Annotated in this window: 21 protein-coding genes; 8 read left to right on the forward strand and 13 right to left on the reverse strand. The window is 70.7% G+C overall.

All coding sequences use genetic code 11. The features are described 5' to 3' along the window. Positions 1-73 precede the first annotated feature (73 nt). The 4 genes from ABXJ56_RS09665 (at position 74) to ABXJ56_RS09680 (ending at position 4,180) form a co-directional block, all read left to right on the forward strand. A complete protein-coding gene (locus ABXJ56_RS09665) occupies positions 74-1,375 on the forward strand; it encodes an ABC transporter substrate-binding protein (RefSeq protein ID WP_353999458.1) in 1,302 nt (433 codons plus the stop codon). After that, the gene (locus tag ABXJ56_RS09670) at positions 1,372-2,331 is read left to right on the forward strand and encodes a carbohydrate ABC transporter permease (protein WP_353999459.1); all 960 of its coding nucleotides are present in this window, start codon (positions 1,372-1,374) and stop codon (positions 2,329-2,331) included. Before ABXJ56_RS09665 ends, ABXJ56_RS09670 begins: the two co-directional genes overlap by 4 nt. 74 nt (positions 2,332-2,405) lie before the next feature. Beyond that, entirely contained in the window at positions 2,406-3,239 is an 834-nt protein-coding gene (locus tag ABXJ56_RS09675) for a carbohydrate ABC transporter permease (RefSeq protein ID WP_353999460.1), read from the forward strand. Next, positions 3,236-4,180, forward strand: a complete 945-nt coding sequence (locus tag ABXJ56_RS09680) for a glycoside hydrolase family 43 protein (RefSeq protein WP_353999461.1) — start codon at positions 3,236-3,238, stop codon at positions 4,178-4,180. Before ABXJ56_RS09675 ends, ABXJ56_RS09680 begins: the two co-directional genes overlap by 4 nt. Before the next feature lie 34 nt (positions 4,181-4,214). Here the strand turns inward: ABXJ56_RS09680 and ABXJ56_RS09685 are convergent, their stop codons facing one another. The 4 genes from ABXJ56_RS09685 to ABXJ56_RS09700 are packed head-to-tail and all read right to left on the reverse strand — an operon-like array spanning position 4,215 to position 9,407. Further along, a complete protein-coding gene (locus ABXJ56_RS09685) occupies positions 4,215-5,051 on the reverse strand; it encodes a DUF6671 family protein (RefSeq protein WP_353999462.1) in 837 nt (278 codons plus the stop codon). Further along, entirely contained in the window at positions 5,048-5,365 is a 318-nt protein-coding gene (locus ABXJ56_RS09690; RefSeq protein ID WP_053548601.1) for a P-II family nitrogen regulator, read from the reverse strand. Before ABXJ56_RS09690 ends, ABXJ56_RS09685 begins: the two co-directional genes overlap by 4 nt. Beyond that, positions 5,365-7,887, reverse strand: a complete 2,523-nt coding sequence (locus ABXJ56_RS09695; RefSeq protein WP_353999463.1) for a DUF2309 domain-containing protein — start codon at positions 7,885-7,887, stop codon at positions 5,365-5,367. Before ABXJ56_RS09695 ends, ABXJ56_RS09690 begins: the two co-directional genes overlap by 1 nt. Beyond that, positions 7,884-9,407: a proton-conducting transporter transmembrane domain-containing protein gene (locus ABXJ56_RS09700; protein WP_353999464.1), complete on the reverse strand. Its 1,524-nt coding sequence runs from the start codon at positions 9,405-9,407 to the stop codon at positions 7,884-7,886. The genes ABXJ56_RS09695 and ABXJ56_RS09700 overlap by 4 nt, the downstream gene beginning before the upstream one ends. A gap of 106 nt (positions 9,408-9,513) precedes the next feature. Here ABXJ56_RS09700 and ABXJ56_RS09705 point away from each other — a divergent pair, with 106 nt between their 5' ends. Together ABXJ56_RS09705 and ABXJ56_RS09710 are read left to right on the forward strand one after the other, a co-directional pair. Next, positions 9,514-9,816, forward strand: coding sequence for a helix-turn-helix transcriptional regulator (locus tag ABXJ56_RS09705; protein ID WP_353999465.1), 303 nt, complete (start codon positions 9,514-9,516; stop codon positions 9,814-9,816). A 171-nt stretch (positions 9,817-9,987) separates the two neighbouring features. Next, positions 9,988-11,010: a TerC family protein gene (locus tag ABXJ56_RS09710; protein ID WP_353999466.1), complete on the forward strand. Its 1,023-nt coding sequence runs from the start codon at positions 9,988-9,990 to the stop codon at positions 11,008-11,010. Here the strand turns inward: ABXJ56_RS09710 and ABXJ56_RS09715 are convergent. Then, positions 10,997-12,247, reverse strand: coding sequence for an MFS transporter (locus ABXJ56_RS09715; protein ID WP_353999467.1), 1,251 nt, complete (start codon positions 12,245-12,247; stop codon positions 10,997-10,999). The genes ABXJ56_RS09710 and ABXJ56_RS09715 overlap by 14 nt on opposite strands. A 107-nt stretch (positions 12,248-12,354) precedes the next feature. Between ABXJ56_RS09715 and ABXJ56_RS09720 the strand changes: the two genes are divergently transcribed. Next, the gene (locus ABXJ56_RS09720; protein WP_353999468.1) at positions 12,355-12,939 is read left to right on the forward strand and encodes a sugar O-acetyltransferase; all 585 of its coding nucleotides are present in this window, start codon (positions 12,355-12,357) and stop codon (positions 12,937-12,939) included. 4 nt (positions 12,940-12,943) lie between these two features. Further along, a complete protein-coding gene (locus ABXJ56_RS09725) occupies positions 12,944-13,543 on the forward strand; it encodes a TetR/AcrR family transcriptional regulator (protein WP_353999469.1) in 600 nt (199 codons plus the stop codon). On the opposite strand, the gene ABXJ56_RS09730 is transcribed toward ABXJ56_RS09725, so the two are convergent. The 8 genes from ABXJ56_RS09730 to ABXJ56_RS09765 form a co-directional block, all read right to left on the reverse strand. Further along, positions 13,524-14,888, reverse strand: a complete 1,365-nt coding sequence (locus ABXJ56_RS09730; RefSeq protein ID WP_353999470.1) for a diguanylate cyclase — start codon at positions 14,886-14,888, stop codon at positions 13,524-13,526. The two genes, ABXJ56_RS09725 and ABXJ56_RS09730, sit on opposite strands and share 20 nt — an antisense overlap. Further along, complete coding sequence (locus ABXJ56_RS09735) at positions 14,885-15,721, reverse strand: alpha/beta fold hydrolase (RefSeq protein ID WP_353999471.1); 837 nt, start codon at positions 15,719-15,721, stop codon at positions 14,885-14,887. The genes ABXJ56_RS09730 and ABXJ56_RS09735 overlap by 4 nt, the downstream gene beginning before the upstream one ends. A 94-nt stretch (positions 15,722-15,815) precedes the next feature. After that, positions 15,816-16,565, reverse strand: coding sequence for an EAL domain-containing protein (locus tag ABXJ56_RS09740; protein WP_353999472.1), 750 nt, complete (start codon positions 16,563-16,565; stop codon positions 15,816-15,818). 130 nt (positions 16,566-16,695) lie between these two features. Beyond that, a complete protein-coding gene (locus ABXJ56_RS09745) occupies positions 16,696-18,108 on the reverse strand; it encodes a glycoside hydrolase family 32 protein (RefSeq protein ID WP_353999473.1) in 1,413 nt (470 codons plus the stop codon). 41 nt (positions 18,109-18,149) lie between these two features. Next, positions 18,150-19,649, reverse strand: a complete 1,500-nt coding sequence (locus ABXJ56_RS09750) for a glycoside hydrolase family 32 protein (protein WP_353999474.1) — start codon at positions 19,647-19,649, stop codon at positions 18,150-18,152. Continuing rightward, a complete protein-coding gene (locus tag ABXJ56_RS09755) occupies positions 19,646-20,695 on the reverse strand; it encodes an ATP-binding cassette domain-containing protein (protein ID WP_353999475.1) in 1,050 nt (349 codons plus the stop codon). Before ABXJ56_RS09755 ends, ABXJ56_RS09750 begins: the two co-directional genes overlap by 4 nt. Next, positions 20,692-21,609 (reverse strand): ABC transporter ATP-binding protein, encoded by a 918-nt coding sequence (locus ABXJ56_RS09760; protein WP_353999476.1) that lies wholly within the window; start codon positions 21,607-21,609, stop codon positions 20,692-20,694. Before ABXJ56_RS09760 ends, ABXJ56_RS09755 begins: the two co-directional genes overlap by 4 nt. Then, positions 21,606-22,616: an ABC transporter permease gene (locus ABXJ56_RS09765; protein WP_435404973.1), complete on the reverse strand. Its 1,011-nt coding sequence runs from the start codon at positions 22,614-22,616 to the stop codon at positions 21,606-21,608. Before ABXJ56_RS09765 ends, ABXJ56_RS09760 begins: the two co-directional genes overlap by 4 nt. Positions 22,617-22,621: the final 5 nt, after the last annotated feature.

A 22,621-nucleotide genomic window follows, 5' to 3' on the forward strand; every position in this document is an offset into this window, starting at 1 on the left:
CAGCGCTGTACAGTTGCCGAAGCGCAGCGGAGAACAGCGCCGCTGCGGGTGCGTTTTCAACGAGGAGGACTCCATGACACTGTCCCAACGACGTCGTCGCGCGGCTTTCGCCGGAACGGCGGCCATCGCGGCCGCCCTGGTGCTCAGCAGCTGCAGCGGCGGAGGTGCGCCGTCGACCGGCGGCGAGTTCACGGGCGAGTACGACGGTCCGGAGGTGACGCTGTCGTTCTGGAACGGCTTCACCGGCGGTGACGGCCCGTTCATGCAGCAGATGGTCGATCGCTTCAACGAGGAGCACGACAACATCACCGTCGAGTCCAACACCATGCAGTGGGCCGACTTCTACCAGCGGCTCCCCGCCGCCGTGACCGCCGGAGAGGGACCGGACGTCGGCGTCATGCACTTCGACCAGCTCGGATCCAACGCCGCGCGTCAGGTGATCCTGCCCCTCGACGACATGGTCGACGATCTGGGTCTGGACGCCGCCGACTTCACCGAGACCGTCTGGGACGCCGGCGTCTACGCCGACCAGCGGTACGGCATCCCGCTGGATATCCACTCGCTCGCGATGTACTACAACACGGAGCACTTCGAGGCCGCCGGAATCACGGAGGTCCCGACGGATGCGGAGTCCTTCGCCGCGGCGCTGGACGCGCTGCAGGCGGCGGGATACGACACGCCGTTCTGGGTTCCCGCGCGCTGGCCAGGCCACCTCATGTTCATGACGCTCGACTGGCAGTTCGGCGGGGAGCCGTACGCTGCGGACGGATCGGCCGCGTCCTTCGCGGACGACTCCGGTGTCGAAGCGCTCGAGTGGATGCGCAGCATCATCGACGACGGGTACAGCCCCTCCGATGTGGCCATCGACGCGCAGTACGTGGCCTTCAAGAACGGTGAGACCTCGATCACGTGGGACGGCATCTGGCAGTTCAACGATCTCGAGGAGTCCGGGCTGCCCTACGCGGGCGTACCCGTCCCGAACATCGGAGGCGAAGCGGCGACGTGGGCCTCCTCGCACCAATTCTTCCTGCCGCGCCAGGACGACGCCGACCGCATGAACGCCGCCAAGGTCTTCATCGCGTGGATGAGCGAGCACTCCGAGGACTGGGCCGGGGCCGCAATGATCCCCGCACGCCAGTCGGTGCTGGAAGCGGGTGCTCTCGAGGGGATGCCGCAGGAGCCGATCGCCGCGGCACTGGACGACATGCGCTTCACCCCCACCGTGCCCGGGCTCGGCACCGTGCAGGCTGAGACGCTGGAGCTGGCTGTCGCCGACGGCGTGCTCGGCGCCGGCGACCCCGGCGACGTCCTGGCAGAGGCCGAGGGCCGCGCGACCCAGCTGATGCAAGAGAACCTGGCGACGTTCGCAGAATGAGCCGGACCACTCTTCCCGTTCGCGCGGGCGCTCTCGCTACGGCGAGCGCGCCCGCGCGCCCGCTGCGCGATCACCACCGTGCGACGCCGTGGCTGTTCCTCGCCCCGTATCTCGTGCTGTTCATGGCGTTCGTCATCCTGCCGGTCGTGCTCGGGTTGTGGATGAGCCTGCACCAGTGGGACTACACGCTGCCCCGCAAGCCGTTCGTCGGTCTGGACAACTACATCGGACTGTTCACGCCGGGGTCGACCACGTCGGGCATCTTCTGGCAGTCGATGCGCGCGACGGCGATCTTCACCGTCCTGAGCGTGCCGTTCCTCCTCGTCATCCCGCTCCTGGTGGCGCTGCTGATGAACGCGAAGTTCCCCGGCCGCAACTTCTTCCGCGCCGTCTACTTCGCGCCGTACGTGCTGGGCGTCGCCGTCGTCGCCGTGCTGTGGCGGTACCTCCTCGACAACAACATCGGCCTGGTCAACCACTACCTCGGGCTGCTGGGCCTGCCGGATGACACCGCGTGGCTGAGCTCCGTCCCGGCGGCGTGGGTGGCACTGGTCGGGGTCACCGTGTGGTGGACCCTCGGTTTCAACGCCATCATCTACCTCGCCGCCCTCCAGGACATCCCCGCGGAGCTGTACGAGGCGGCGCGCATGGACGGCGCGGGTCGATGGCAGCAGTTCCGGCACGTGACGCTGCCCGGTCTGCGGTCGATCCTCACCTTCATCACCATCAACACGTTCATCGCATCGGCGAACATGTTCGGCCAGTCCTACCTGATGACCCAGGGCGGGCCGGGCCGCGAGACGCGGACGGCGATCTATCAGATCGCCGAGACGGGCCTGCGCAACTTCAAGATGGGCGACGCCGCTGCCATGAGCTACATCCTGACGCTGTTCCTCATCGGCCTGAGCGTCATCGTCTTCTGGCTGTTCCGCGAGCGCAAGGGAGCCTCTCAATGACCTCGGCATCCACGACATCCGGCCCGATCACTTCCGACGTCGACGCTGTGTCGACGATCCCCGGCCGAAGACGCGTGAGCGCCTCGTCACGCGTCAAGGCCATCGCCCGCATGGTCGTGCTCACGATCGTCGCGCTCCTCTTCGTCAGCCCGCTCGCCTTCATGATCCTGACGTCGTTCAAAACGCGCGCCGACGCGACGAGCGTCCCCCCGACGTGGATCCCCGAGGAATGGACGCTCCAGGCGTATCAGACCATCCTCGGGTCGGCGTCGACGCCGGTCTTCACGTGGTTCCTGAACAGCGTCACCGCGGCGGTCGCCCACTCGGTCCTGGTCGTCATCACGGCGTCCCTCGCCGCGTACCCGCTCGCGCGCATGCAGTTCCGCGGCAAGGGTCTGGTCTTCGGGGCGGTCATCGCGACGCTCCTGGTGCCCCCGGTGATCCTCGTGATCCCGAACTACTCGATCGTGAGCGAACTCGGCTGGCTCAACTCGCTCATCGCCGTGATCGTCCCGACGGCCGCCGGTGCATTCGGCGTCTTCCTGATGCGGCAGTTCTTCCTGTCGATACCGGTCGAGCTCGAGGAGGCCGCGCGTCTGGACGGAGCCAACCGGCTGCGAACCTTCGTCAGCATCGTGCTCCCGCTCGCCAAGCCGGCGTTGGCCACACTCGGTCTGCTCGCCCTGCTGACCAACTGGAACGACTTCCTCTGGCCGGTCTACGTGCTCTTCAGTCCCGACGTGCAGACCCTGCCGGCCGGACTGTCGACGCTGCAGTCCGCGAACGCGGTGCGGTACGACCTGCTCATGGCCGGCGCCGTCGTCGCCAGTGCCCCCGTCCTCCTGCTCTTCGTCGCCCTGCAGCGCTTCATCGTCGAGGGCGTCTCGCAGTCGGGGATCAAGGGGTGAGGGTCCGTCACGCCGTCGGCGCGTCGCTGATCGCGCTCCTCGCCGCCGGATCTCTCACCGGGTGCGCGACCGGGCCGGAGTTCGCCCCGGTCATCCGGGACGACTTCGCCGATCCGGATGTCATCGTCGCCGACGGCAGGTACGTCGCGTACTCGTCTCACGCGAACCTCAAGAACGTCCCCGTCGCGGTCTCCGACGACCTGGAGACGTGGGAGATGCAGGCGGATGCGCTGCCGGATCTTCCGCTGTGGATCATCCCGAGGAAGACGTGGGCGCCCGAGGTCGTCGAGATCGAGGCGGGCCGGTACGTGATGTACTTCACGGCCACGAACTTCCAACCTGCGCTCCAGTGCATCGGGGTCGCCGTCTCGGACGACCCCCTCGGCCCCTTCGAGGTCGCGGGTGACGAGATGCTGGTCTGTCCGCCCGAGGAGGGCGGGGCCATCGACGCCACGACGGTCCGGGTCGACGACACCTGGCACCTCGTGTGGAAGAACGACGGCAACGCGATCGGCGTGGACACGTGGATGCAGACGGCGCCGCTGACCGACGACGGGCTCGCCCTCGCGGGCGAGCCGACGCGGATGCTGAAGCAGGATCAGCCGTGGGAGGGAACGCTCATCGAGGCGCCCACGATCGTCGCCCACGACGATGGCGGATTCACCATGATCTACTCCGCCAACTCCTACGAGGGTGACGAGTACGCCATGGGATACGCCGTGGCCGACTCGCTCACCGGGCCCTGGGAGAAGGCCGACGGCCCATGGGTCTCGACGGAGTCGCTCGAAGGCGCCGTTCGCGGGCCCGGCGGGCAGGACGTCGTCGTTGCGGCGGACGGGAACCATCGGCTGCTGTTCCACGGGTGGGACTCGTCGTACACGTACCGCATGCTCCACGTCGGACCGCTGCGCTGGGACGGTGACGTCCCCGTCCTCGGCTGACACCCCGCGTTGGCGGGCGCGTGGCCCGCACGCCTCAGGGGTTGCAGCGGTCGCACCATCGGGGCTCGGCGCGCGACGGCGTGCGGGGCACGAGGTGGCTCGCGTCGCAGGCGGCGCAGCCGTGGACATCCGCGAGCGGAAGCGACGTCGGCTCACCGCAGTCGCCGCACGGGAGGCCCCGGCGCACGTCGGTGCGGCCGTACCCGGGCGTCGCGCACGCGGGGCACGGGGCCGCGAGGCGCTCCGCCATCCGGAGGCACAGGCGGCGGATCACCTCGGAGCGCGCGGAGGAGCGGTGCGCGCGGTAGTCCGGGGTGATCGTGAGTGAGGCGCCCGCTCGCGCGAGGCGGTCGACGTGGGCTGCGAGCGCGTTCGGCGTCCGCAGCTCCTTCGCCACCTCCGTCCCCTGTGCGCGGTCGGCGTGCACCATCACGCCCTGGCGGGGGAAGCCCATCGCCTCGGCGAACGCGACCGCGCGCTCCCCGGTTGTTACGTCGCGGGCGGGCGGAAGCTCGATTGGCCCGGCGAACGCCTCGACGAGCTCGATCCGCCGCACGTCGTCGACGAACACCAGGAGCTCCTGGTGCCGGGTCAGCCATCCGAAGTCGGAACGGAAGCTCCCCTCGCTCGCGAGTGCGGCGGTCGCGCCGCTCGTGTCGAGCGCGAGCCGTGCCTTCGCGCGGGCGGTGTCGAGCGGGCTCCGCGTGCGCGGAACCTCGCCGGAGAAGCTGCCGAACGCGTCGGTGTCGAGCCCGGCGGGCGCCACCACGCGTGCGCCGAGAACGTCGCGGAACGCGTCGCGGGCGAGACGCTCCTTGCCGTGCATCGTGGCGAAGGCGATGACCTCCCCGCGGTACGGCGACGCGGTCACTGGAAGTACTCGGGCCTGCTCACGAAGGTCTCGGTGACGAACATCACCCCGCTGCGGGTGGTGAGGAGTTCCTTCGCCGCGCCGATGAGGTCGTCCGCGCGCTCGGGCGGGAGGACCGTGATCAGCATCGTGAGGGTGTCGTAGTCGTTGAACAGCAGCGCCCCGGAGTGCGGGCCGTGGTGGCCGAGGCCGGAGACTCCGGACACCGCCGTGTACCCCGTCGCGCCGGACGCGGTGATCAGCGATCGGATGGGGGCGGCATCCTTTCCGGGCACGACGATCTCGACTTTGATCATCTTGGTGAGTCCGTGCATCACGGGGTCTCCGTTCTCGTGAGGGTGCGGGGCGCGGCGGGCGTCGGGGTGGGGGTCATGGTGGTCTCGGGCGTGGGCGTCGGAGCCCAGCCGAGGGCGGTGTAGGTCCGCCAGGGGTCATCGGCGGTGGAGCGCACGGTGAGGCTGATCCACTCGTTGTCGAACAGGTCGCGGAGTACCTGGTTGCCCGACACGATCGCCGACACCCGGTCGATCGGGGCCTGGACGACCACGCTCAGGCGGAGCGGTTCGTGGAGCAGCGCGTCGCCCACGGCGACCGACTGGCGGGGGAGTCCGCGCTGCAGGTCGCCGCTGTGCCCGGCGAGCACGCCGATGCCGCCGATGGCGTTGTGGATCGTCTTCGTACCGGCACCCAGGGTGTCGGGGTTCAGGGTCGAGAAGTAGTACTGGTGGTTGATCCACTGGGCCACCACGACCGGCGCGGTGAGGATCGTCTCGAGCCCCGCACCCTCCGGGTCGAGGGCGGCGTCGTACGAGTGCAGGAACACTCGCCGGCGCAGGTTCGCGCCCCGGGTCATCTCGCGTGGGCCGATGATCATCGCGGCGTTCCCGGCGAGACCGAGCTCGGGATACACCTCCGCCCAGTCGTGGGCGCGCGCCCGGAGCTTCGCGAGCGAGTCCCTCGGGTCGGCGCCGGGAAGATCGACGGCGCGCTCGCGGACGAGGCCGTCGGCCGCGGCATCCGCCCGGGCGGTGAAGTCGGCCACGAGCGGCGCGTGCGAGTCGGGGATGAGGTGCGGGTCGAGGATCGTGACCCGATCGGCGACGGTGTCGTGGAGCGCCGCGACGAACCGGGTGCCCGCGGGGATCTCCAGGCCCCGCGCGGCGAGGATCGCGCGCACGTCGGGGTCGTTGAAGATCTCGGCCGCCGCCCGGGCGTTCACCGCCCCCGGGTTGCCGCCGCATGCGCCGCAGTCGAGCGCCGCCTGGTACAGGTTGTTCGTGCTCGCCGAGCCGTGTCCGGCGAGGACGACCAGCGACGCGAACCGGCCGAGTCCCATCATCCGCAGCCCCGCCTCGGCGAGCGTCGCGCGCTCCTCGACGGAGAACGCCGACGCGATCGTGACGCGGGAGTCGACCGGTGGGGCGATGCGGTCCCGCCACCGGCGGGTGAGCGTGTGATGCAGCGTCGGCGCGAGGGTGCGGACGACCGACGACACCCCGAACAGGAACCCCGTCGCCTCCGCGAGCGCGAACGGGGTCGCCGTGGCGTTCTCGGTGACGTGCAGCGAGTGGGAGGCGGCATCCAGCGCCCGGAGTCCGCGCGTGCGGGCGTTCGCCCGGTCGGCGTCGGCGGGAGCCTCGGTGACGGCGTGCTTCGGCTGCAAGAGCGCCGGCAGCGAGTCGATCGAGCCGCGGCCCTCGTAGGTCGCGAAGCGGACGGGGACGCCGAAGAACCCGGCGAACCCGAACGTCTCGATCCCGGCATCCGTCTCGAGGTGCCGCCGGAGCCCCTCCGACCGCGGGTCGATGCACAGCACCACCTGCGTGTGCGGGGTAAGCGGCGCGGGGGTCGGGGTGGTCAGCGACACGAGGAGCTCGCGCCGGTAGTGGCCCTCGAACGCTGCCTGCCACGTGAACGGGTGATCGTCGAGCGGATGCAGCGCGAGGAGCCGCGCGAGCGTCGCGACGTCGGCGGGTGTCGCCCCGGGGGCGAGGGCGTCGGCGAGGCGCACGGCGCGGGCGTGCACCTCAGCGCCGGGGTGGGGAGCCGGTGCGGAGGCGGTGGCGGCGCCCGGGTCGGCGGGGTGCGGGTCGATGCTCGGCGGGAGGTCGAGGAGGCGGCGGACGGTGAGCCGCACCGCCAGGTACTCGGTGAGGTCGATGTCGCCGTCGTGCTCACTGCGCCACTTGAGGTATCCCGTCCACCCGGGGAGGGCGGCGAGCTCCGCCGTCAGCAGCGCGACCCGATCGGCGTCGCGCGTGCCCCACGCGGTGAAGCACGCGGCGATCGCCGCGGACGCCTGTTCGGGCGCGTCCCGGAGCTTCCGGCGCACGGGCCGCGACAGCCGCGGGTCGTGGCTCGCCAGCGCGCGCCACGCGGCATAGAAGCCCCGGTCGCGCTCGGGAAGCCGCCACTGCGGGTCGGGGTCGAGGAACGCCGCGAGCCACGGGACGACGAGGTCGGCGACCGGGTCGGCCGGGGTCGCGGCGTCGTCCGCGGGCGCGGCGGGGGTGTCGGTGTGCAGCATGTCCTCGATCAGGACGTCGTCGGGGGTGAGGTGGGCGAGCGCGCCGGTGAGCGGCGGGACCTCCCGCAGCTCCGCTCCCCGCGCGCGGAGGGCCACGACGAGGTCGTCCCGCGTGATGCGTCCCGAGGCGAACGCGGCGCGGTACGCCGCGACGGGGAGGGTGAGGTGCGTGCCGGGCGCCGCGGCGTGATCGAAGCGCGTCGCCTCATACGGGGCGAGCGGGTTCACGGCGATGAACGACGCGATGGGCCAACCGGCGACGGTGTCGCGGGCGGCCTGGGCCACCTGCGCCTGGACGAGCAGAGTCATCGTGCGACCTCCGTGGTGAGTGCGGCGGCGCGCGGGCGGGTCGCGCCGCGCGGGTCGGGGGTGGGGACGGTCGAGGCCGCGAGCGCGCGGGCGTACAGCGCGGACGAGAGGGCCGGGGCGAACCGCGGCGACCGGCTCATCAGCTCGATGCCGATCAGCAGCGCGGCGGGGATGACCAGCAGCCACGGCGACGGCGCCTGCGTCCCGGCCGGGGTGGGGATCAGCTGCTCGAACCAGCCGACCGCGGCGATGTACGACAGGCCGAGGACCGCGACGACGGCGCCCGACGCCGCGACGGTGCGGAGCGACATCCGTCGGCGAAGTCCCGTGGCCACCGCGACGATCGCGGTGCAGGCGAGGAAGGCGAGGAGGGCGAGGCTCACCGGGGTCGCGGCGGGAGCGACGACCGTCTTGCCCACGGCGAGGACGCCGATCGTCAGCGCCGACGCGATGAGGACCGCGGCGGTGGTCGTCCGGACGGTGGCGGGGGACGGGGCGGGCCACGTGCGCTTCTCCGCACCCGCGGCCACGCCCGTGCCGGCGGAGAGGAAGAGGGCCGATTTGTACAGGCCGTGGGCGACGAGGTGGAAGACGGCGGCGGCGAACGCCCCGAGGCCTACGGCCATCATCATGAAGCCCATCTGCCCCGCGGTGGAGTAGACCAGCCGGCCCTTCACGTCGGTCTTCACCAGGCGGAGCACCGTGGCGTACACGAGCGTCGCGGCCCCCGCGGTGAAGACCACCGCCATTGCCACGGCGGCCGGGGCGACCAGGGGCGAGAAGCGGATGAGGAGGATCGCGCCGGCGTTCACCACCCCGGCGTGGAGCAGCGCCGAGACGGGCGTGGGCGCCGACAGGGTCGCCGGCAGCCAGCGGTGGAAGGGGATCTGCGCGGAGCGTCCGAGGGCCGCCGCGACCACGAGGAGGGCGAGCGCGACCGCGGTGGTGTCCGGGAGGGCGGCCGCGACGGTGGCGAGGTCGTCGAGGCGGATGTCGCCCCCCGCGGCGATCACGACCACGACGACGGCGATCACGAGAGGCGTGTCGGCGACCGCGAAGCTCCACGCCGCGCGGCGCACCCCCTGGCGCGCCTGCGGCAGCGCGCGGTACGTGGCGAGCAGCAGGACGAGCGAGAGGCCCGCCGCGACCCAGGCGAGGGTGAAGACCACGACCGTCTGCGCCGTGACGAGCGCCGCGGTGCTGCCGGTCAGTGTCCCGGCCCACACGGCGAACCACCGCTGCCGTAGATCGCCCCGGAGGTACCGCAGCGCGTACGCCTGGATCAGCGCGCTGAGGCCCAGCACGAGGATCAGCATCACGTGGGCGAGCGCATCGGCGGCGCCCGCGGGGGAGGTGAGGCCGAGGGCGGCGGCGATCGCGGCCGCGACGGCGGCGACCGTCCCGATGCCGCCCGTCCAGACCGCGGCGCGCGCCCCGAGCTCGGCGGGGCGGAGGGCGGCGGCCAGGACCGTGCCCACCCAGGGGGCGGCAAGCGCGATGACGATCAGCACCAGTTCCATCAGACGCCTTTCATGACCGGATTCTTAAAACACGAAAAACATAGCAGGTTTTGATAGTCGTGTTTTCACCATCCGGTCTCCGAGGGCGCGCGGGTAGGCTGAGCGGATGGCGCAGTGGACCTTCCTGACCAACCACGCGCACGTGCTGCTGTGCGTGGCGGCCAATCCTGAGATCCTGCTGAAGGACATCGCGACCCTCGTCGGGATCACTGAGCGGGCCGCGCTCCGCATCGTCGGAGAGCTCGAGAGCGAGGGCTACCTCTCCCGCGAACGGGTCGGCCGGCGCAACGTCTACCGCCTGAACCCGGACCGACCGCTCCGGCATCCGCTCGACAAGGGGCACCACATCGGCGAGCTGCTCGAGGCGTTCGCGGCCGAGCCGGCGGACCGCGAGGACACCGCGACCTGACGCTCGGGCGGGATTTCTCCTTCGACTTGACACACGACACCGATGTCGTGTTATCTATCCCGCAGAAGGGGAGTAATCCTCGCTCCGCATCGTCAGTACGATCCCTCGGCGGGATCCGGTGCGCAGGGCCCGCGGGCCGATGAGACCTTCGCGACAAGCGGAGGTTTTTTCATGTCTGTTCCGTTGTGGGCGTGGTTCGCCGTCCTCGGAGTCATCCTCGCGATGCTCGTCATCGACCTCGTCGCGCACCGCAAGGCCCACGTCATCGGTGTGCGGGAAGCGGCGGTCTGGTCGGTCGTGTGGGTCACCCTCGGCGTCGCCTTCGGCGTGGTGATCTGGACGATCTGGGGTGCCGAGTTCGGCCAGCAGTACTTCGCCGGCTACCTGATCGAGAAGTCGCTGGCGGTGGACAACGTGTTCGTCTGGGCGATCATCTTCGCCGCCTTCGCCGTGCCCCGCGAGTTCCAGCACCGGGTGCTGTTCCTCGGCGTCCTCGGCGCCCTCGTCTTCCGGGGCATCTTCATCGCCGCAGGCGCCGCGCTCATCGAGAACTTCTCGTGGGTGCTTTACGTTTTCGCCGCGTTCCTGATCTACACCGGGTGGCGGATGTTCCGCTCGCGGAACGAGCACGTCCACCCCGAGAAGTCCCGGGTGCTCCGACTCTTCCGTCGCTTCGTCCCGATGACCGACGCGTACCACGGCCAGAAGTTCCTCATCCGCAAGGGCGGGGTGGTCGTGGCGACCCCGCTCCTCGCCGTCCTCGTCCTGGTGGAGATCACCGACATCGTCTTCGCGGTCGACTCGATCCCCGCGATCTTCGCCGTGACCTCCGAGCCGTTCCTCGTCTTCACCGCCAACGCGTTCGCGATCCTCGGACTCCGCGCGATGTACTTCCTCCTCGCCGACCTCATCCACCGGTTCGTGTACCTCAAGGTCGGACTGTCGTTCGTGCTGATCTGGGTGGGCATCAAGATGCTGCTCCTGGACGTGCTCTACATCCCGACCACCGTCAGCCTCGCCGTGGTCGCGACGATCATCACCGTGTCGATCGTGGTGAGCCTCCGCGCCACCCGCGGACAGGGGCGACGCGCGATCGAGACCGAGGCGGCGGGTGCCTTCCGCATCGCCACCGCGGAGGAGGAGGCCGAGGCCGAGCCGGTGTTCCGCCGCCGGGCGTCGGCTACGCGGCGGTGACGGTGTCGCGCCCGCGCACGCGGACGTTGAGGCGCTCGGACATCACCAGGCCCAACGCCACGAGGAGCAGGAGGAAGACGGGGAAGATCCCCATCCCCGTCACCGCGGCGATCGCCCCGAACAGGGGCGGGGCGAGGGTCGACCCGGCGTAGGCCGACGCCATCTGGATGCCGATGACGGCCTGCGAATTCTCGCGGCCGAAGTTCACCGGGGTGGAGTGGATGATCGCCGGATAGATGGGGGCGGACCCCAGGCCCGCGACGACGAGTCCGACGAGGGCGACGGCGTCCGTCCCCACCGGTAGGGCGAGCATCACCGAGCCCACCCCGACCGCGATGAATCCGCCGCGGATCATCCACCGGTCGCCGATCCGGTCGGCGACGAACCCGGCGAGGAACCGCCCCGCCGTGATGCCGAGCACGAACAGGGAGGCGAAGGCGGCGGCGGTGGCCGGGGAGACCCCGCGATCGGCGACGAGGTAGCTCGATGCCCACAGGATCGCGGTGGTCTCCAGCGCGCAGTACGCGAAGAACGCCGCGAGGATGAGCGGCACTCCCGGGATCCGCACCGCGCGCGACAGCGGGACGTGCGCGCGCGCCGGGGTGGGGGCGGTGTCGGCGGCCTCGATGTCTGCGTCGGGGTTCGCGGGGCCCTCTTCGGCATCCGCGGCATCCGGCGGACGGACGGTGTGCACCTTCCCCCACAGGGGGATGCTGGTCAGCAGCGCGAGGGTCAGCGCCACCTGGATGAGACCGATGACGAGGTACGCGCTCGTCCACCCGAGTCCGGCGGTGAGCGACCAGCTCATGACGAACGGGCTGATCGACGCCCCGAGTCCCCAGCAGGCGTGCAGCCAGTTCATGTGGCGGGCGGCGTAGTGCACGGCCACGTAGTTGTTGAGGGCCGCGTCCACCGCGCCGGCACCCAGGCCGTACGGGATCGCCCAGACGCACAGCATCCAGAACTCTCCGCTGACGGAGAAGCCGATGAGCGCCGCTGCGGTCATCCCCACGCTCACCGCGGTCACGAGTCCGACGCCGAAGCGGCGCGTCACCCGCTCGGAGGCGAGAGAGGAGAAGATCGTGCCGCCGGCGATGATCATGGTCAGGATGCCGGCCACGCCGATCGGCACATCGAGGTCGCGATGCATGACCGGCCAGCCCGCGCCGATGAGCGAGTCGGGCAGTCCGAGGCTGATGAAGGCGATGTAGATGATCGCCAGGAGGAGCGAGTACACGGCGCGTGCGGGCCTTCCTGCGCGGCGCGGTGGAACAGTCCGCGCGACAATCCACGATCGTACACAGAGTTGGTACGTTCGTACACATTCTGGGGTAGGTTCGTCGCATGGCTGTCGACTACTTCGCCGGTGACTCGCGCACGAACCGGGAACGGATGCTCGCCGGAGACCTGTACATCGCCGACGACCCGGAGAGCGGGCGGCTGCACCGTCGCGGCATGAGGCTCGCCGACGAGTACCACCGCGCCGAGCTCGCCGAGGATCCGGGTGCTCGCGAGATCCTCCGCGACCTGCTCGGCACGCTCGGGGAGGGTGCGTACCTCACGCCGCCGCTCTTCGTGGACTACGGCGAGAACATCCACCTCGGCCCGCGCACCTTCGTCAACTACAACCTCACCGCTCTCGACGTCGCCGCCATCACGATCGGCGCCGACTGCCAGATCGGGCCCAACGTGCAGCTGCTGACGCCCACGCATCCGATCGAGCCGCAGCCCCGCCGCGACAAGCTCGAAGCCGCGCAGCCGATCACCATCGGTGACAACGTATGGCTCGGCGGGGGCGTGATCGTGTGCCCGGGGGTCTCGATCGGCGAGAACTCCGTGATCGGCGCGGGTTCCGTCGTCACGAGGGACATCCCCGCGAACGTCGTCGCCGTCGGAAACCCCGCCCGCGTCATCCGCTCGATCGACTGACCCGATGCCGACAGTGTCACCAGAGAGCGGGTCGCGGCGGGGGCGGCCGAACGATCCCGAGCGGCGCGACCGCATCATCGACGCCTGCCTGGAGGTGATCGCGCGGGTCGGGGTGGCCGGCACCTCGCACCGCAAGGTCGCGGCGGAGGCGGGCGTTCCCCTCGGAGCGATGACCTACTACTTCGCCGGCATGAGCGACCTCCTGCACGCGTCGTTCACTCGCTTCGCGACGACCATCAGCGATCGGTTCGAACGGCGCATGGCGACGGTCGACAGCGAGGACGCCGCGAAAGCCGCGGTCATCGCGATCATCCTCGACGACGTCTTCGGCGACAATCGCGAACTCGTGCTCTCGCATGAGCTGTGCACCCTGGCCGCGCGCGACCCCGCCTATCGGTCGATCACGAGCGCGTGGATGCGGCGCAGCCGCGCCGCCCTCGAGCACCACTTCGATCCCGAGACGGCGCGCATGCTCGACGCCCTCATCGAGGGGCTCACCATCCACCGGGCCCTCGACGCGGAGGCCCGCGATCCGCGAGAGGTCGAGGAGGCGGTCGCCCGGATCACCGCCCGGCCGGGCTCCGCTACGCGGCGCTCACGGTGACGCGGTCCTTGCCGGCGCGCTTGGCGTCGTACATGGCGGCATCCGCTCGGACGAGCAGCTGCGCACCGGTCTCGAGGGTGTCGACGGCGGGGTCGTACAGCGACAGGCCCACGCTGACGGATGCCGAGATGACGCCGTTCGGCACCGTGATGGGCTTCCGGCAGACGGCGAGGATCCGCTCGGCGATCGCCTCGGCGGCGACGGCGTCGGTGCTCGGGCAGAGCGCGACGAACTCATCGCCGCCGATGCGGCCGACGACGTCGTGCGCGCGGACGCCGTCGCGTAGGCGCGTGGCGAGCTCGACCAGGACGAGGTCGCCGGTGGCGTGCCCGAACGAGTCGTTGATGCTCTTGAAATCGTCGATGTCGAGGAACAGCACCGCCAGGCACTCCCGCGCGCTGGACGCGGTGACGAGCGCCTCATCGAGGGTGAGCTGGAGGAGCTGGCGGTTGGCGACGCCGGTGAGCTGGTCGTGGAGGGCCAGCATCGCGAGCTGACGCTGAAGACGCACACGCTGCAGGGTCTGCGACGCCTGACGACCGAGCGCCTGCTGCAGGTCGAAGAAGTGGGCGTCGAAGTCGGAGCGGGCGGCGAAGAAGCACACCAGCACACCGAGCCGCTCGCCCTCGGCCGACAGCGGCATGATGCTGAGGCTCGACAGGTCTTCGTTCCGCAGCGCCTCGGCCACCTCGGGGAAGTTCGCGTCATCGTCGTGGACGACCGTGACGAGGCTCGTCTGCTCGAGCTCCGGAACGGGGCCGACCTTTCCGTCGAGCGGGTTGGCGCCGGCGGTCAGCGTCAGCGCGCCGTCGTCGTCGAGGAGGAACACCCCGGTCTCGCGCGCGGAGAACGCCTCGCGGGCGACGGCGGCGAAGGTCTGGGCGACATCCTCGTCGGTGGCGCTCACCCCGAAGGCGGTCGACACCTCCTGCAGGATCCGCACGCGCTGGGCGGACTCCTCCGCGATCCGACGGGCCGCGACGAGTTCCCGCTCGTACCGCACGCGCTCGGTGGCGTTGAGGATCGCGAAGCGGATGAGGGCGGCATCCTCATCTCGCGCGGCGTTGACCAGCACGGGCAGATCGGCGCCCGCGGTGGTCCGGAGGGTCAGGAACTGCTCGTTCACCGTGCCCCGCAGATGCAGGAGCTGACGGTAGCGCGACTCGAAGAACATCTGGCTGCCGCGATCGAGCAGCGCCGTGAACGACGCGCCGACCAGTGCCCGCCGGTCGTATCCGGTCCACTGCAGAAGGGTGTCGTTGACGTCGACGATCGTCCCGTCGAGGTCGGTGGCGATCAGGCCGCAGGGGGCGCGGTCGTACCAGGCGGCATCCGTCGTGCTCACGGGAGGAACTCCCGGATGCCGCGGACGACCTGGTCGGGAGCGGAGAGGATCGGCACGTGCCCGCTCGTGTCGAGCTCCACGTACCGGCTGCCGGGGATGGCGGTGTGCACATAGCGGCCGACGGGAGGCGGCGCGATGGCGTCCTCGCGCGTCTGCAGCACCAGCGTCGGCACGGTCACCCGGGCCAGATCGGCGCGGTTGTCGGAAAGGAAGGTGACGCGCGCGAAGTGCGAGGCGATCGCGGGGTCGACTCGGCAGAAGCTGTCGGTGAGGCGCTCGCCGAGCTCGGGCCGGTCGGGCTGCCCCATGATCACGGGCGCGGTCTGCTGCGACCACCCGAGGTAGTTGGCCTCGAGCGACTCGATGAGCGCCTCGAGGTCGGCGTTGTCGAAACCGCCGAGGTAGTCGCCGTCGTTGAGGTAGCACGGGGAGGGGCTGACCAGCACGAGAGCGCGGAACCGTTCGGGCGCGCGGTTCGCCGCGAGGACGCTGACGATCGCCCCGACGGAGTGCCCGACGAGGATCACGTCGCTGGCTTCGAGGGACTCGAGGATCTCGATGACATCGGAGGCGTAGCCGTCGAGGGAGTCGTACTTCACCCGGTCGTACGCGTTCCAGTCCGAGCTGCCGGCACCGACGTGATCGAACAGGACGACGCGATGGTCGGCCTCGAACTGCGGGGCGACGAGGTTCCACGTCTCCTGGCTGCAGCCGAAACCGTGGGCGAAGACGACGGTCGGTCCGATCGTGCTGCCGGTCACCGTGACGTTGTTGCGGAGCAGGGGATCTCCGCTGCTCGCCGCGGGGGTGATGTCGATTTCCGTGATGGTCATGGCGATCGGCTCTCTACCCAACTCGGAGAGACGCACGGTGCGTCCGACGGGTCACGTGGGGTTCACTTTACGGGTAAGTCCTGGTCAGCGCCGCTCAGGCGGTCGCGATCATGTGGGCCATCTCGTCCTTCGGGACGGGACGGCTCCACAGGTACCCCTGGCCGCGGTCGCAGCCGAGCTGACGCACCCGGTGCAGCTGCGCGGTGGTCTCAACGCCCTCGGCGACGGTGCGGAGCTCCGCGTCGCGCGCGAAGGCCACGGCCTTCGCGATCTGCGCGGTGGTCTCGGGGGAGTCATCACCGGTCAGGTGGCGATCGATCTTCAGCTCGGTGGCGTGGAGGCGGCGAGCCTGCGCGAGCGACGCGTGACCCGCACCGAAATCGTCGATCGCGATGCCCACGCCGTGCCTCCGGAGGCGGTCCAGGCGGGCGACGAGCGGCGGGACGTCGCCGAGGTCCCGGCCCTCGGTGATCTCCACCGTCAGTCGCTTCGCGGGGTGCCGCAGGCGTGCCAGCGAGTCCTCGAGCCAGAGGGTGAACTCCGCACTCTCCAGCTGCACCGGAGAGACGTTCACCGAGATGTCGATGCCCCACTCGCCGATCGCGGTGAGGGCGTGTTCGGTCATGCACTGACCGATCTCGTCGATGACGCCGATCTCCTCGGCCAGCGGGATGAAGTCGTTCGGGCGGACGAGCCCCCACTCCGGGTGCTCCCATCGGCAGAGGACCTCGGCACCGACCAGATGGTAGGTGCGGAGGTCGTACTGCGGCTGGAACCACGGCACCATCTCGCCACGTCCGACCGCGCCCTGGAGGGCGTCGGACATCTCGGCGGTTCGCGTCATGGTGGGTTCAACCTCGGCTCCGGCCTCGGCGGCGCAGGGTGCGGGTGCGGAAGCGTGGAACCAGAGTCGCAGTCACCGCGGATCGGTGTTGCGTCTTGACGTGGAGGCGAGGAGGAGGTATCGGTAGGGCTCAGCGCGACGCGCGCGGGCGGGCGTCCACCTCCCGCACGATGACATCGCGGAAGACGGCCGGAGCGCCCCGCGAGATCAGGCGGATGCCGTCATCGCTCGCCAGCGGGAACACCCGGTGCGAGTGCACCACCGTGCCGTCGCCGACGAAGACCTCGACGCTCGTCCTGTCCACGAGGAGGCGGAGCCTGACGCGCCCGTCGGCGGCATCGATCGGCGACTCCGTGCGCCCGCCCGCGGGGGAGACCGTCTCGCGGCGGTCGACGGCGGCGGCGGTGCCGGCATCCGTGATCTCCACGCTCACCCGGCGGCCCCCGCCCGGCGCCCGGCACACCTCGAGCCCGACGCCGGTGGGCGGCTCGGCGGCGTTCCACCGCACCTCGCAGGTGAGGTCGTAGGCGAGCGACCGCACGTCGAGGTCGACGGGGTCGTCCACGGCGATGTCGCCGAGGCGGTGGGTCGCCGTGACGTGATCGGCGAGCGCCGCTGTCGGCGCCGACGCTAGCGCGTAGCCGTCGCCGACGCGGCGGAGTGTGAGATCGCGGACGATCATGTCGTCGCCGTTGTAGCCGTCGGTGACGAGGGTGGGGGTGTTGTGCGGATAGTCCCAGAAGTTCGCCCACCCCAGCGCGTGGCGCAGGTGCGGGTCTTCGACGCCGGCGTCGTCGTGGTGGGCGTAGGTGACCGCGCCGTAGAAATCGAAGCCCTGATCGAGCCACCGGGGCTCGTCGTGGTCGGGGATGAACGAGACGCCGTCGAACGCGCCGGTCCAGTAGGCATACGTCGGCGGCAGACCGCGGTGGGTGCCGTTGGCGCTGGTGCCGAGCACCCAGTGCATCGTGCCGTCGTCAGCGACGATGCGGAACAGGTCGGGGCACTCGAGCAGGCCGATATCGTCGTGGACGAACGATCCCACCCGCTCCCATCGCCGCAGATCGGGCGACGTGTAGAACCCGAGCTCGTGCCCCTCGGCGTTGGCGAGAAACCAGCGCGAGCGCTCGGCATCCCAGATGACCTTCGGGTCACGGAAGTCGGGCACGCCGGGGTTGGGCAGCACGGGATCGGTGCCGCCCGGGGTGAACGAGCGACCGCCGTCGACCGAGAACCACAGGTACTGGCCCTGCACACCGCCGGGTGCCTGCGTGACGAGCGCGATCACCGCCCCCGGGCCGAAACCGGCGGTGTCACTCTCGTCGACGACGAGCGAGCCCGACCAGCAGTCGCCGTTGGTGTCGGAGTTCTTCGGTATCGCCACGCCCTGGTCGTGGAACACCACGTGATCGCGCGTCGTCGCCCGACGCCACGCGGTGCCCGCCCCGCCGGTGAGGTAGTCGGCGTTGTAGAGGTAGTAGTAGTGGTACTCGCCGTCGAGGAAGATCGGCCGCTGGGGATCGTTCTTCCAGTTGTCGGGCACGCTCGGATGAAACCAGGGGCGCTGGGAGGTTGGTGCCGGTGTCATCGGGCGGCCGCCATGTGCCACGCGCGGACCCGCGCGGCGGCCGGGGCGCCGGTGACGGCGACGCCGAGGGCGTCAGGGCGTGTCGGATACACCCGGGCCGCGAGAGGGACGCCGTTCACAAACGCCTCGAGCGCCGAATGGTCCACGATGATCCGCACGCGCACCGGGTCGGTCGCCGCGTCGGAGGGGATGCGGCCGCCGAGGGAGCGGACGTCGACGGTGGTGTCGAGGCTCGACGACCCGCGGTCGAGCGAGAAGTGCAGGGCGCCGTCGACGCGCTCCAGGACGTAGACCGTGCGCTCGGCCCCGTCCTCGGTGGCGCGAACGGAGATCGCGATGCGCTCGCCGTCGGCGACCGGGGTGACGAGCTCGAGGTCGAGCTGGTCGCCGCGGATCGGCGAGGTCGCGACCTCCGTAAGGGCGGCGGTGGGCGCGGCGTCGAACAGGACCTCCTCGCGCAGGTCGTCGATCTCCGGCGCCGGCGCCTGGTGCAGGGATCCGTCAGCGCGCGCGGTCACCACGCGGGGGAGAGACATGACCCCCGACCAGCCGGCGGCGACGGACGCGGCATCCGGGCGTCCCTCCTGCATCCAGCCGAACATCACCCGACGGCGCGCTTCGTCGCGCATCGACTGCGGCGCGTAGAAGAACCGGCCGCCGAGGTCGAGGCGGTGCAGCGCCTCGGGGGTGAAGCGGTTGCCCTCGTAGCTGCCGGTCCAATACAGCGGGTGGTGGGTGACGCCCTCATCCCAGGCGGAGAAGACCAGCGCGTCGGTGTCGCCGACGCGGAAGAGGTCGACGCACTCCCACATCGTGCCCGTCCAGTCCGGTGCGGTGCGCGCGGCGTTCTCAGCATCGCCGACGACGAGAGGACCGAGATAGCGCCACGAGCGAAGGTCGTCCGACTCGTACAGCAGCGCGGTCCCCCCGACGCCGCGGATGCCGGACCCGACGATCTGGCGCCAGTGGCGTCTGCCCGCGGCATCCGTCTCGCTCCACACGCAGTGGTCGCGGTATGCCGTCACATCCAGATCGCTCGGGGGCGCCGCGATGACCGGGTTGCCCGGGTCTTTCCGCCACTCGAGGAGGTCGTCCGAGCCCGTCGCCACGCACGTCAGCTCGATCCCGCCCGCGCGCCCCGAATAGACCAGGGTGGGCACGCCGCCGTCGTCGACGAACACGCCCGACCAGCAGCCGTCGACGTCGGGTCCGTCGCTCGGCGCGAGGGCGATGGGCAGGTGCTCCCAGTGCACGAGGTCGCGGCTGCGCGCGTGCCCCCAGTGGATGCGGGCGTGCACGGGCGACTCGGGGTTGTACTGGTAGAAGAGGTGGTACCAGCCGTCGCGCTGCACGAGGCCGTTCGGGTCGTTCAGCCACCCGGAGGGCGAGACGAAGTGGAACGCGGGACGGTGCGGGTCGCGCGCAGCGCGTTCGAGCATCTCTGCGGAGGGCGCCGGCGCGTCGTCGAGGGTGGGGGCGGGGGAGTGCGCGCTCATGCGGCGCCTTTCTGGTCGTTCGGGGAGGACAGCTGGAGGGCAGTGCCCGGGGCATCCGCCGGCGGGGCGTAGCGGCTGCAGCGCACGAGGTGGTCGCGCGAATCGTCCACCCGGTGGAAGATCGCGGTGGTCTCGCTGCACGCGCTCTCGGCGGACCCGTGATCGCATGCGGTCGGGGCGAGCACCTCGCGGCGAAGGCGGGCACGCTCGTCGGGGTCGAAGGGGGTGCGCCGGGCGGGGTCGGGCACCGCCGAGATGAGCAGCCGTGTGTACGGATGCGCCGGGTGGGCGAGGAGGTCCATCGCGTTGCCGCTCTCGACGAACTCGCCGGCGAACATCACCACGATCCGGTCGGCGAGATACCGCGCCGAGGCGAGGTCGTGCGTGATGTAGAGCATCGAGATGCCCTGCTCCTCGCACAGCGCCCGCATGAGGTTCAGCACCCCGATCCGCACCGACACATCGAGCATCGAGGTCGGCTCGTCGGCGAGGATCAGCCGCGGGTCGACGGCAAGGGCGCGGGCGATGGCGACGCGCTGACGCTGCCCGCCGGACAGCTCATGCGGGTAGCGCTCAAGCATCTCGGCAGGGAGCCCCACCTTCTCCATCAGCCGCGCCTTCGCCCGGTCCATCGCCGCGCGCCCGCCGGGCCCGCGGCCGGTGACGCCGTGGAGACGCAGCGGCCGCTCGAGGAAGTGCTCGACACGGTGCACCGGGTTCAGCGACCCGAACGGGTCTTGGAAGATCATCTGCACCGCCGACCGGTATGCCCGGGTCGGGCGCCGGCGCTGCGTGGCCATGATGTCCTCGCCCTCGAACAGGAACGTGCCCGCAGAGGGCTGCTCGAGCCGTGCGATGCACCGCGCGAGGGTCGACTTGCCGCTGCCGGATTCACCGACGAGCGCCACGATCTCGCCCGGTGCGATGTCGAGGTCGACCCCGCCGAGCGCGCGGACTCGTGAGCGGGAGAGGGCGCCGCCGACGGTGAACGTCTTCTCCAGGCCCCGCACCGACAGCACGGGGGTCTGTGTCGCCGCGGTGATCATGAGCGCGCCTCCTCGATGAGCGTCGTGTTCGAGAACGGAGCCACGCGGTGACCCGGCGTGACCTCCTGCAGGTCGGGGATGTCGCGGAACCGCACGCCCTCCCCGAGGCCCTGCAGGCGCTCGCGGGGGCCCGTCAGGGGCGGGAAGGCGTTCATCAGCGCGCGGGTGTACGGATGCCGCGGATCGGTGAAGATCTGCTGCGCCGGCGCGGTCTCCACGAACCGTCCCGCGTACATGACCGCCATCCGGTCGGAGAGCTCCACCATGAGCGACATGTCGTGGGTGATGAACAGCACCGCGAACCCGAGCTCCTGCTGCAGGTCCTTGATCTGGGCCATGATCTCCTGCTGCACGACGACATCCAGCGCCGTCGTCGGCTCGTCCATGATCAGCAGCGGTGGCCGCAGCGCCGTAGCCATCGCGATGACGACGCGTTGCCGCATTCCGCCGGACAGCTGGTGCGGGTACGACCGCAGTCGGTCGCGGGGGATCCCGACGAGATCGAGCAGATCGCCCGCCCGCGCCAGCGCCGCCTTGTGCGGCATCCGTTCGTGTGTGGTGAAGATGTCGGCGATCTGATCGCCGATGGTCATGACGGGGTTGAGCGAGTTCATCGCGCTCTGGAACACCATCGCCACACGCCGCCAGCGGAAGGCCCGCAGCTCGTCCGGCGAGAGGGCGAGCACGTCGGTGCCGTCGAAGCGGATCGATCCGCTCGAGATCACCGCGGGGTCGCGCAGCAGCCGCAGGATCGCGTTCGCGATCGTCGACTTGCCACACCCCGACTCTCCGGCCAGGCCGAACACCTCGCGCTCGGCGATCGAGAACGATACCCGATCGACCGCGCGCACCGTGCGTGCCTCGGTCTCATACTCGACCGACAGGTCGTCGATCTCCAGCAGCGGAGCGCTCATGGGCGGGCCTCTTTCCGGGCACGCGGGGCGACCCGCGTCGGGGCATCGGGGGTGGTGCGACGGCGGGGGCGCCGCAGGCGCGGGTTGGTCGTCTCGTCGACGCCGTAGTTCACCAGCGCCAGCGCGAAGGCGACGAGGGCGATGCAGACGCCGGGAGGCACGAACACCCACCAGGCCCCCGTGAGCAGGGCGCCGTCGTTGCTAGCCCAGTACAGGTTCGTACCCCAGCTGATGGTGCTGATGTCGCCGAGGCCCAGGAACTCGAGGCCCGCCTGGGCGCCGATGCCGAAGATCACGCACGCGAGGAACGTGCTCATCACGATCGACGCCATGTTCGGGAGCATCTCGCGGAACATGATCCGCACCCCGCTCTCGCCCGTCACCTGCGCCGCCGCGACGAAGTCCTTGCCGCGGATCGACATCGCCTGCGCCCGGAGCACGCGGGCCGAGCCCGCCCACCCGGTGATGACGAGCACGATGATGACGGTGCCGAGCCCCTGCGGCAGGAACGCCGCGAGGATCACCAGCAGCGGCAGCCCGGGAAGCAGGAGGAAGACGTTCGTCACGAGCGAGAGGACGTTGTCGACGGCGCGACCGAAGTAGGCCGAGGCGAGTCCGACGAGGAGGCCGATGAGCGTCGCGGCGATCCCGACGACGAAACCGACGAAGAGCGACGAGCGCGAACCCCAGATGTTCAGGGCCAGGACGTCCTGCCCCTTCGCGGTCGTCCCCAGCCAGTGCTCGGCCGACGGCGGCTGGGCGCCGAGCCCCTGGATCAGGGTCGGGTCGCCCGGGGCGAGGACGGGCGCGGCGAGGGCGACGAGGGCGAAGACGGCGAGGATGACGACGCCGGCGATCGCCTTGCCGTTGCGGAAGAGGCCGCGGATGAAGCCGCGACCGGTGCGACGACGCGGGGGCGGGGACGCCGTGACGGTGCGGCCGTCGGGCGCCGGGGGAGTGCCGAGGTCGAGCTCGGCCATCGCGCGCGGGTCTTGTGCCAGTGACATGACGC

The sequence above is a fragment of the Microbacterium aurantiacum genome (assembly GCF_040532595.1).
GTDB lineage: Bacteria > Actinomycetota > Actinomycetes > Actinomycetales > Microbacteriaceae > Microbacterium > Microbacterium chocolatum_B.

What these genes read in the sequence shown, in the direction of transcription:
- ABXJ56_RS09690 (WP_053548601.1), bottom strand. Translation starts at nt 5,365, where the DNA reads ATGCACGGACTCACCAAGATGATCAAAGTCGAGATCGTCGTGCCCGGA.
- ABXJ56_RS09665 (WP_353999458.1), top strand. Translation starts at nt 74, where the DNA reads ATGACACTGTCCCAACGACGTCGTCGCGCGGCTTTCGCCGGAACGGCG.
- ABXJ56_RS09695 (WP_353999463.1), bottom strand. Translation starts at nt 7,887, where the DNA reads ATGACTCTGCTCGTCCAGGCGCAGGTGGCCCAGGCCGCCCGCGACACC.
- ABXJ56_RS09750 (WP_353999474.1), bottom strand. Translation starts at nt 19,649, where the DNA reads ATGAGCGCGCACTCCCCCGCCCCCACCCTCGACGACGCGCCGGCGCCC.
- ABXJ56_RS09760 (WP_353999476.1), bottom strand. Translation starts at nt 21,609, where the DNA reads ATGAGCGCTCCGCTGCTGGAGATCGACGACCTGTCGGTCGAGTATGAG.
- ABXJ56_RS09720 (WP_353999468.1), top strand. Translation starts at nt 12,355, where the DNA reads ATGGCTGTCGACTACTTCGCCGGTGACTCGCGCACGAACCGGGAACGG.
- ABXJ56_RS09705 (WP_353999465.1), top strand. Translation starts at nt 9,514, where the DNA reads ATGGCGCAGTGGACCTTCCTGACCAACCACGCGCACGTGCTGCTGTGC.
- ABXJ56_RS09725 (WP_353999469.1), top strand. Translation starts at nt 12,944, where the DNA reads ATGCCGACAGTGTCACCAGAGAGCGGGTCGCGGCGGGGGCGGCCGAAC.
- ABXJ56_RS09700 (WP_353999464.1), bottom strand. Translation starts at nt 9,407, where the DNA reads ATGGAACTGGTGCTGATCGTCATCGCGCTTGCCGCCCCCTGGGTGGGC.
- ABXJ56_RS09735 (WP_353999471.1), bottom strand. Translation starts at nt 15,721, where the DNA reads ATGACCATCACGGAAATCGACATCACCCCCGCGGCGAGCAGCGGAGAT.
- ABXJ56_RS09765 (WP_435404973.1), bottom strand. Translation starts at nt 22,616, where the DNA reads ATGTCACTGGCACAAGACCCGCGCGCGATGGCCGAGCTCGACCTCGGC.
- ABXJ56_RS09670 (WP_353999459.1), top strand. Translation starts at nt 1,372, where the DNA reads ATGAGCCGGACCACTCTTCCCGTTCGCGCGGGCGCTCTCGCTACGGCG.
- ABXJ56_RS09740 (WP_353999472.1), bottom strand. Translation starts at nt 16,565, where the DNA reads ATGACGCGAACCGCCGAGATGTCCGACGCCCTCCAGGGCGCGGTCGGA.
- ABXJ56_RS09755 (WP_353999475.1), bottom strand. Translation starts at nt 20,695, where the DNA reads ATGATCACCGCGGCGACACAGACCCCCGTGCTGTCGGTGCGGGGCCTG.
- ABXJ56_RS09710 (WP_353999466.1), top strand. Translation starts at nt 9,988, where the DNA reads ATGTCTGTTCCGTTGTGGGCGTGGTTCGCCGTCCTCGGAGTCATCCTC.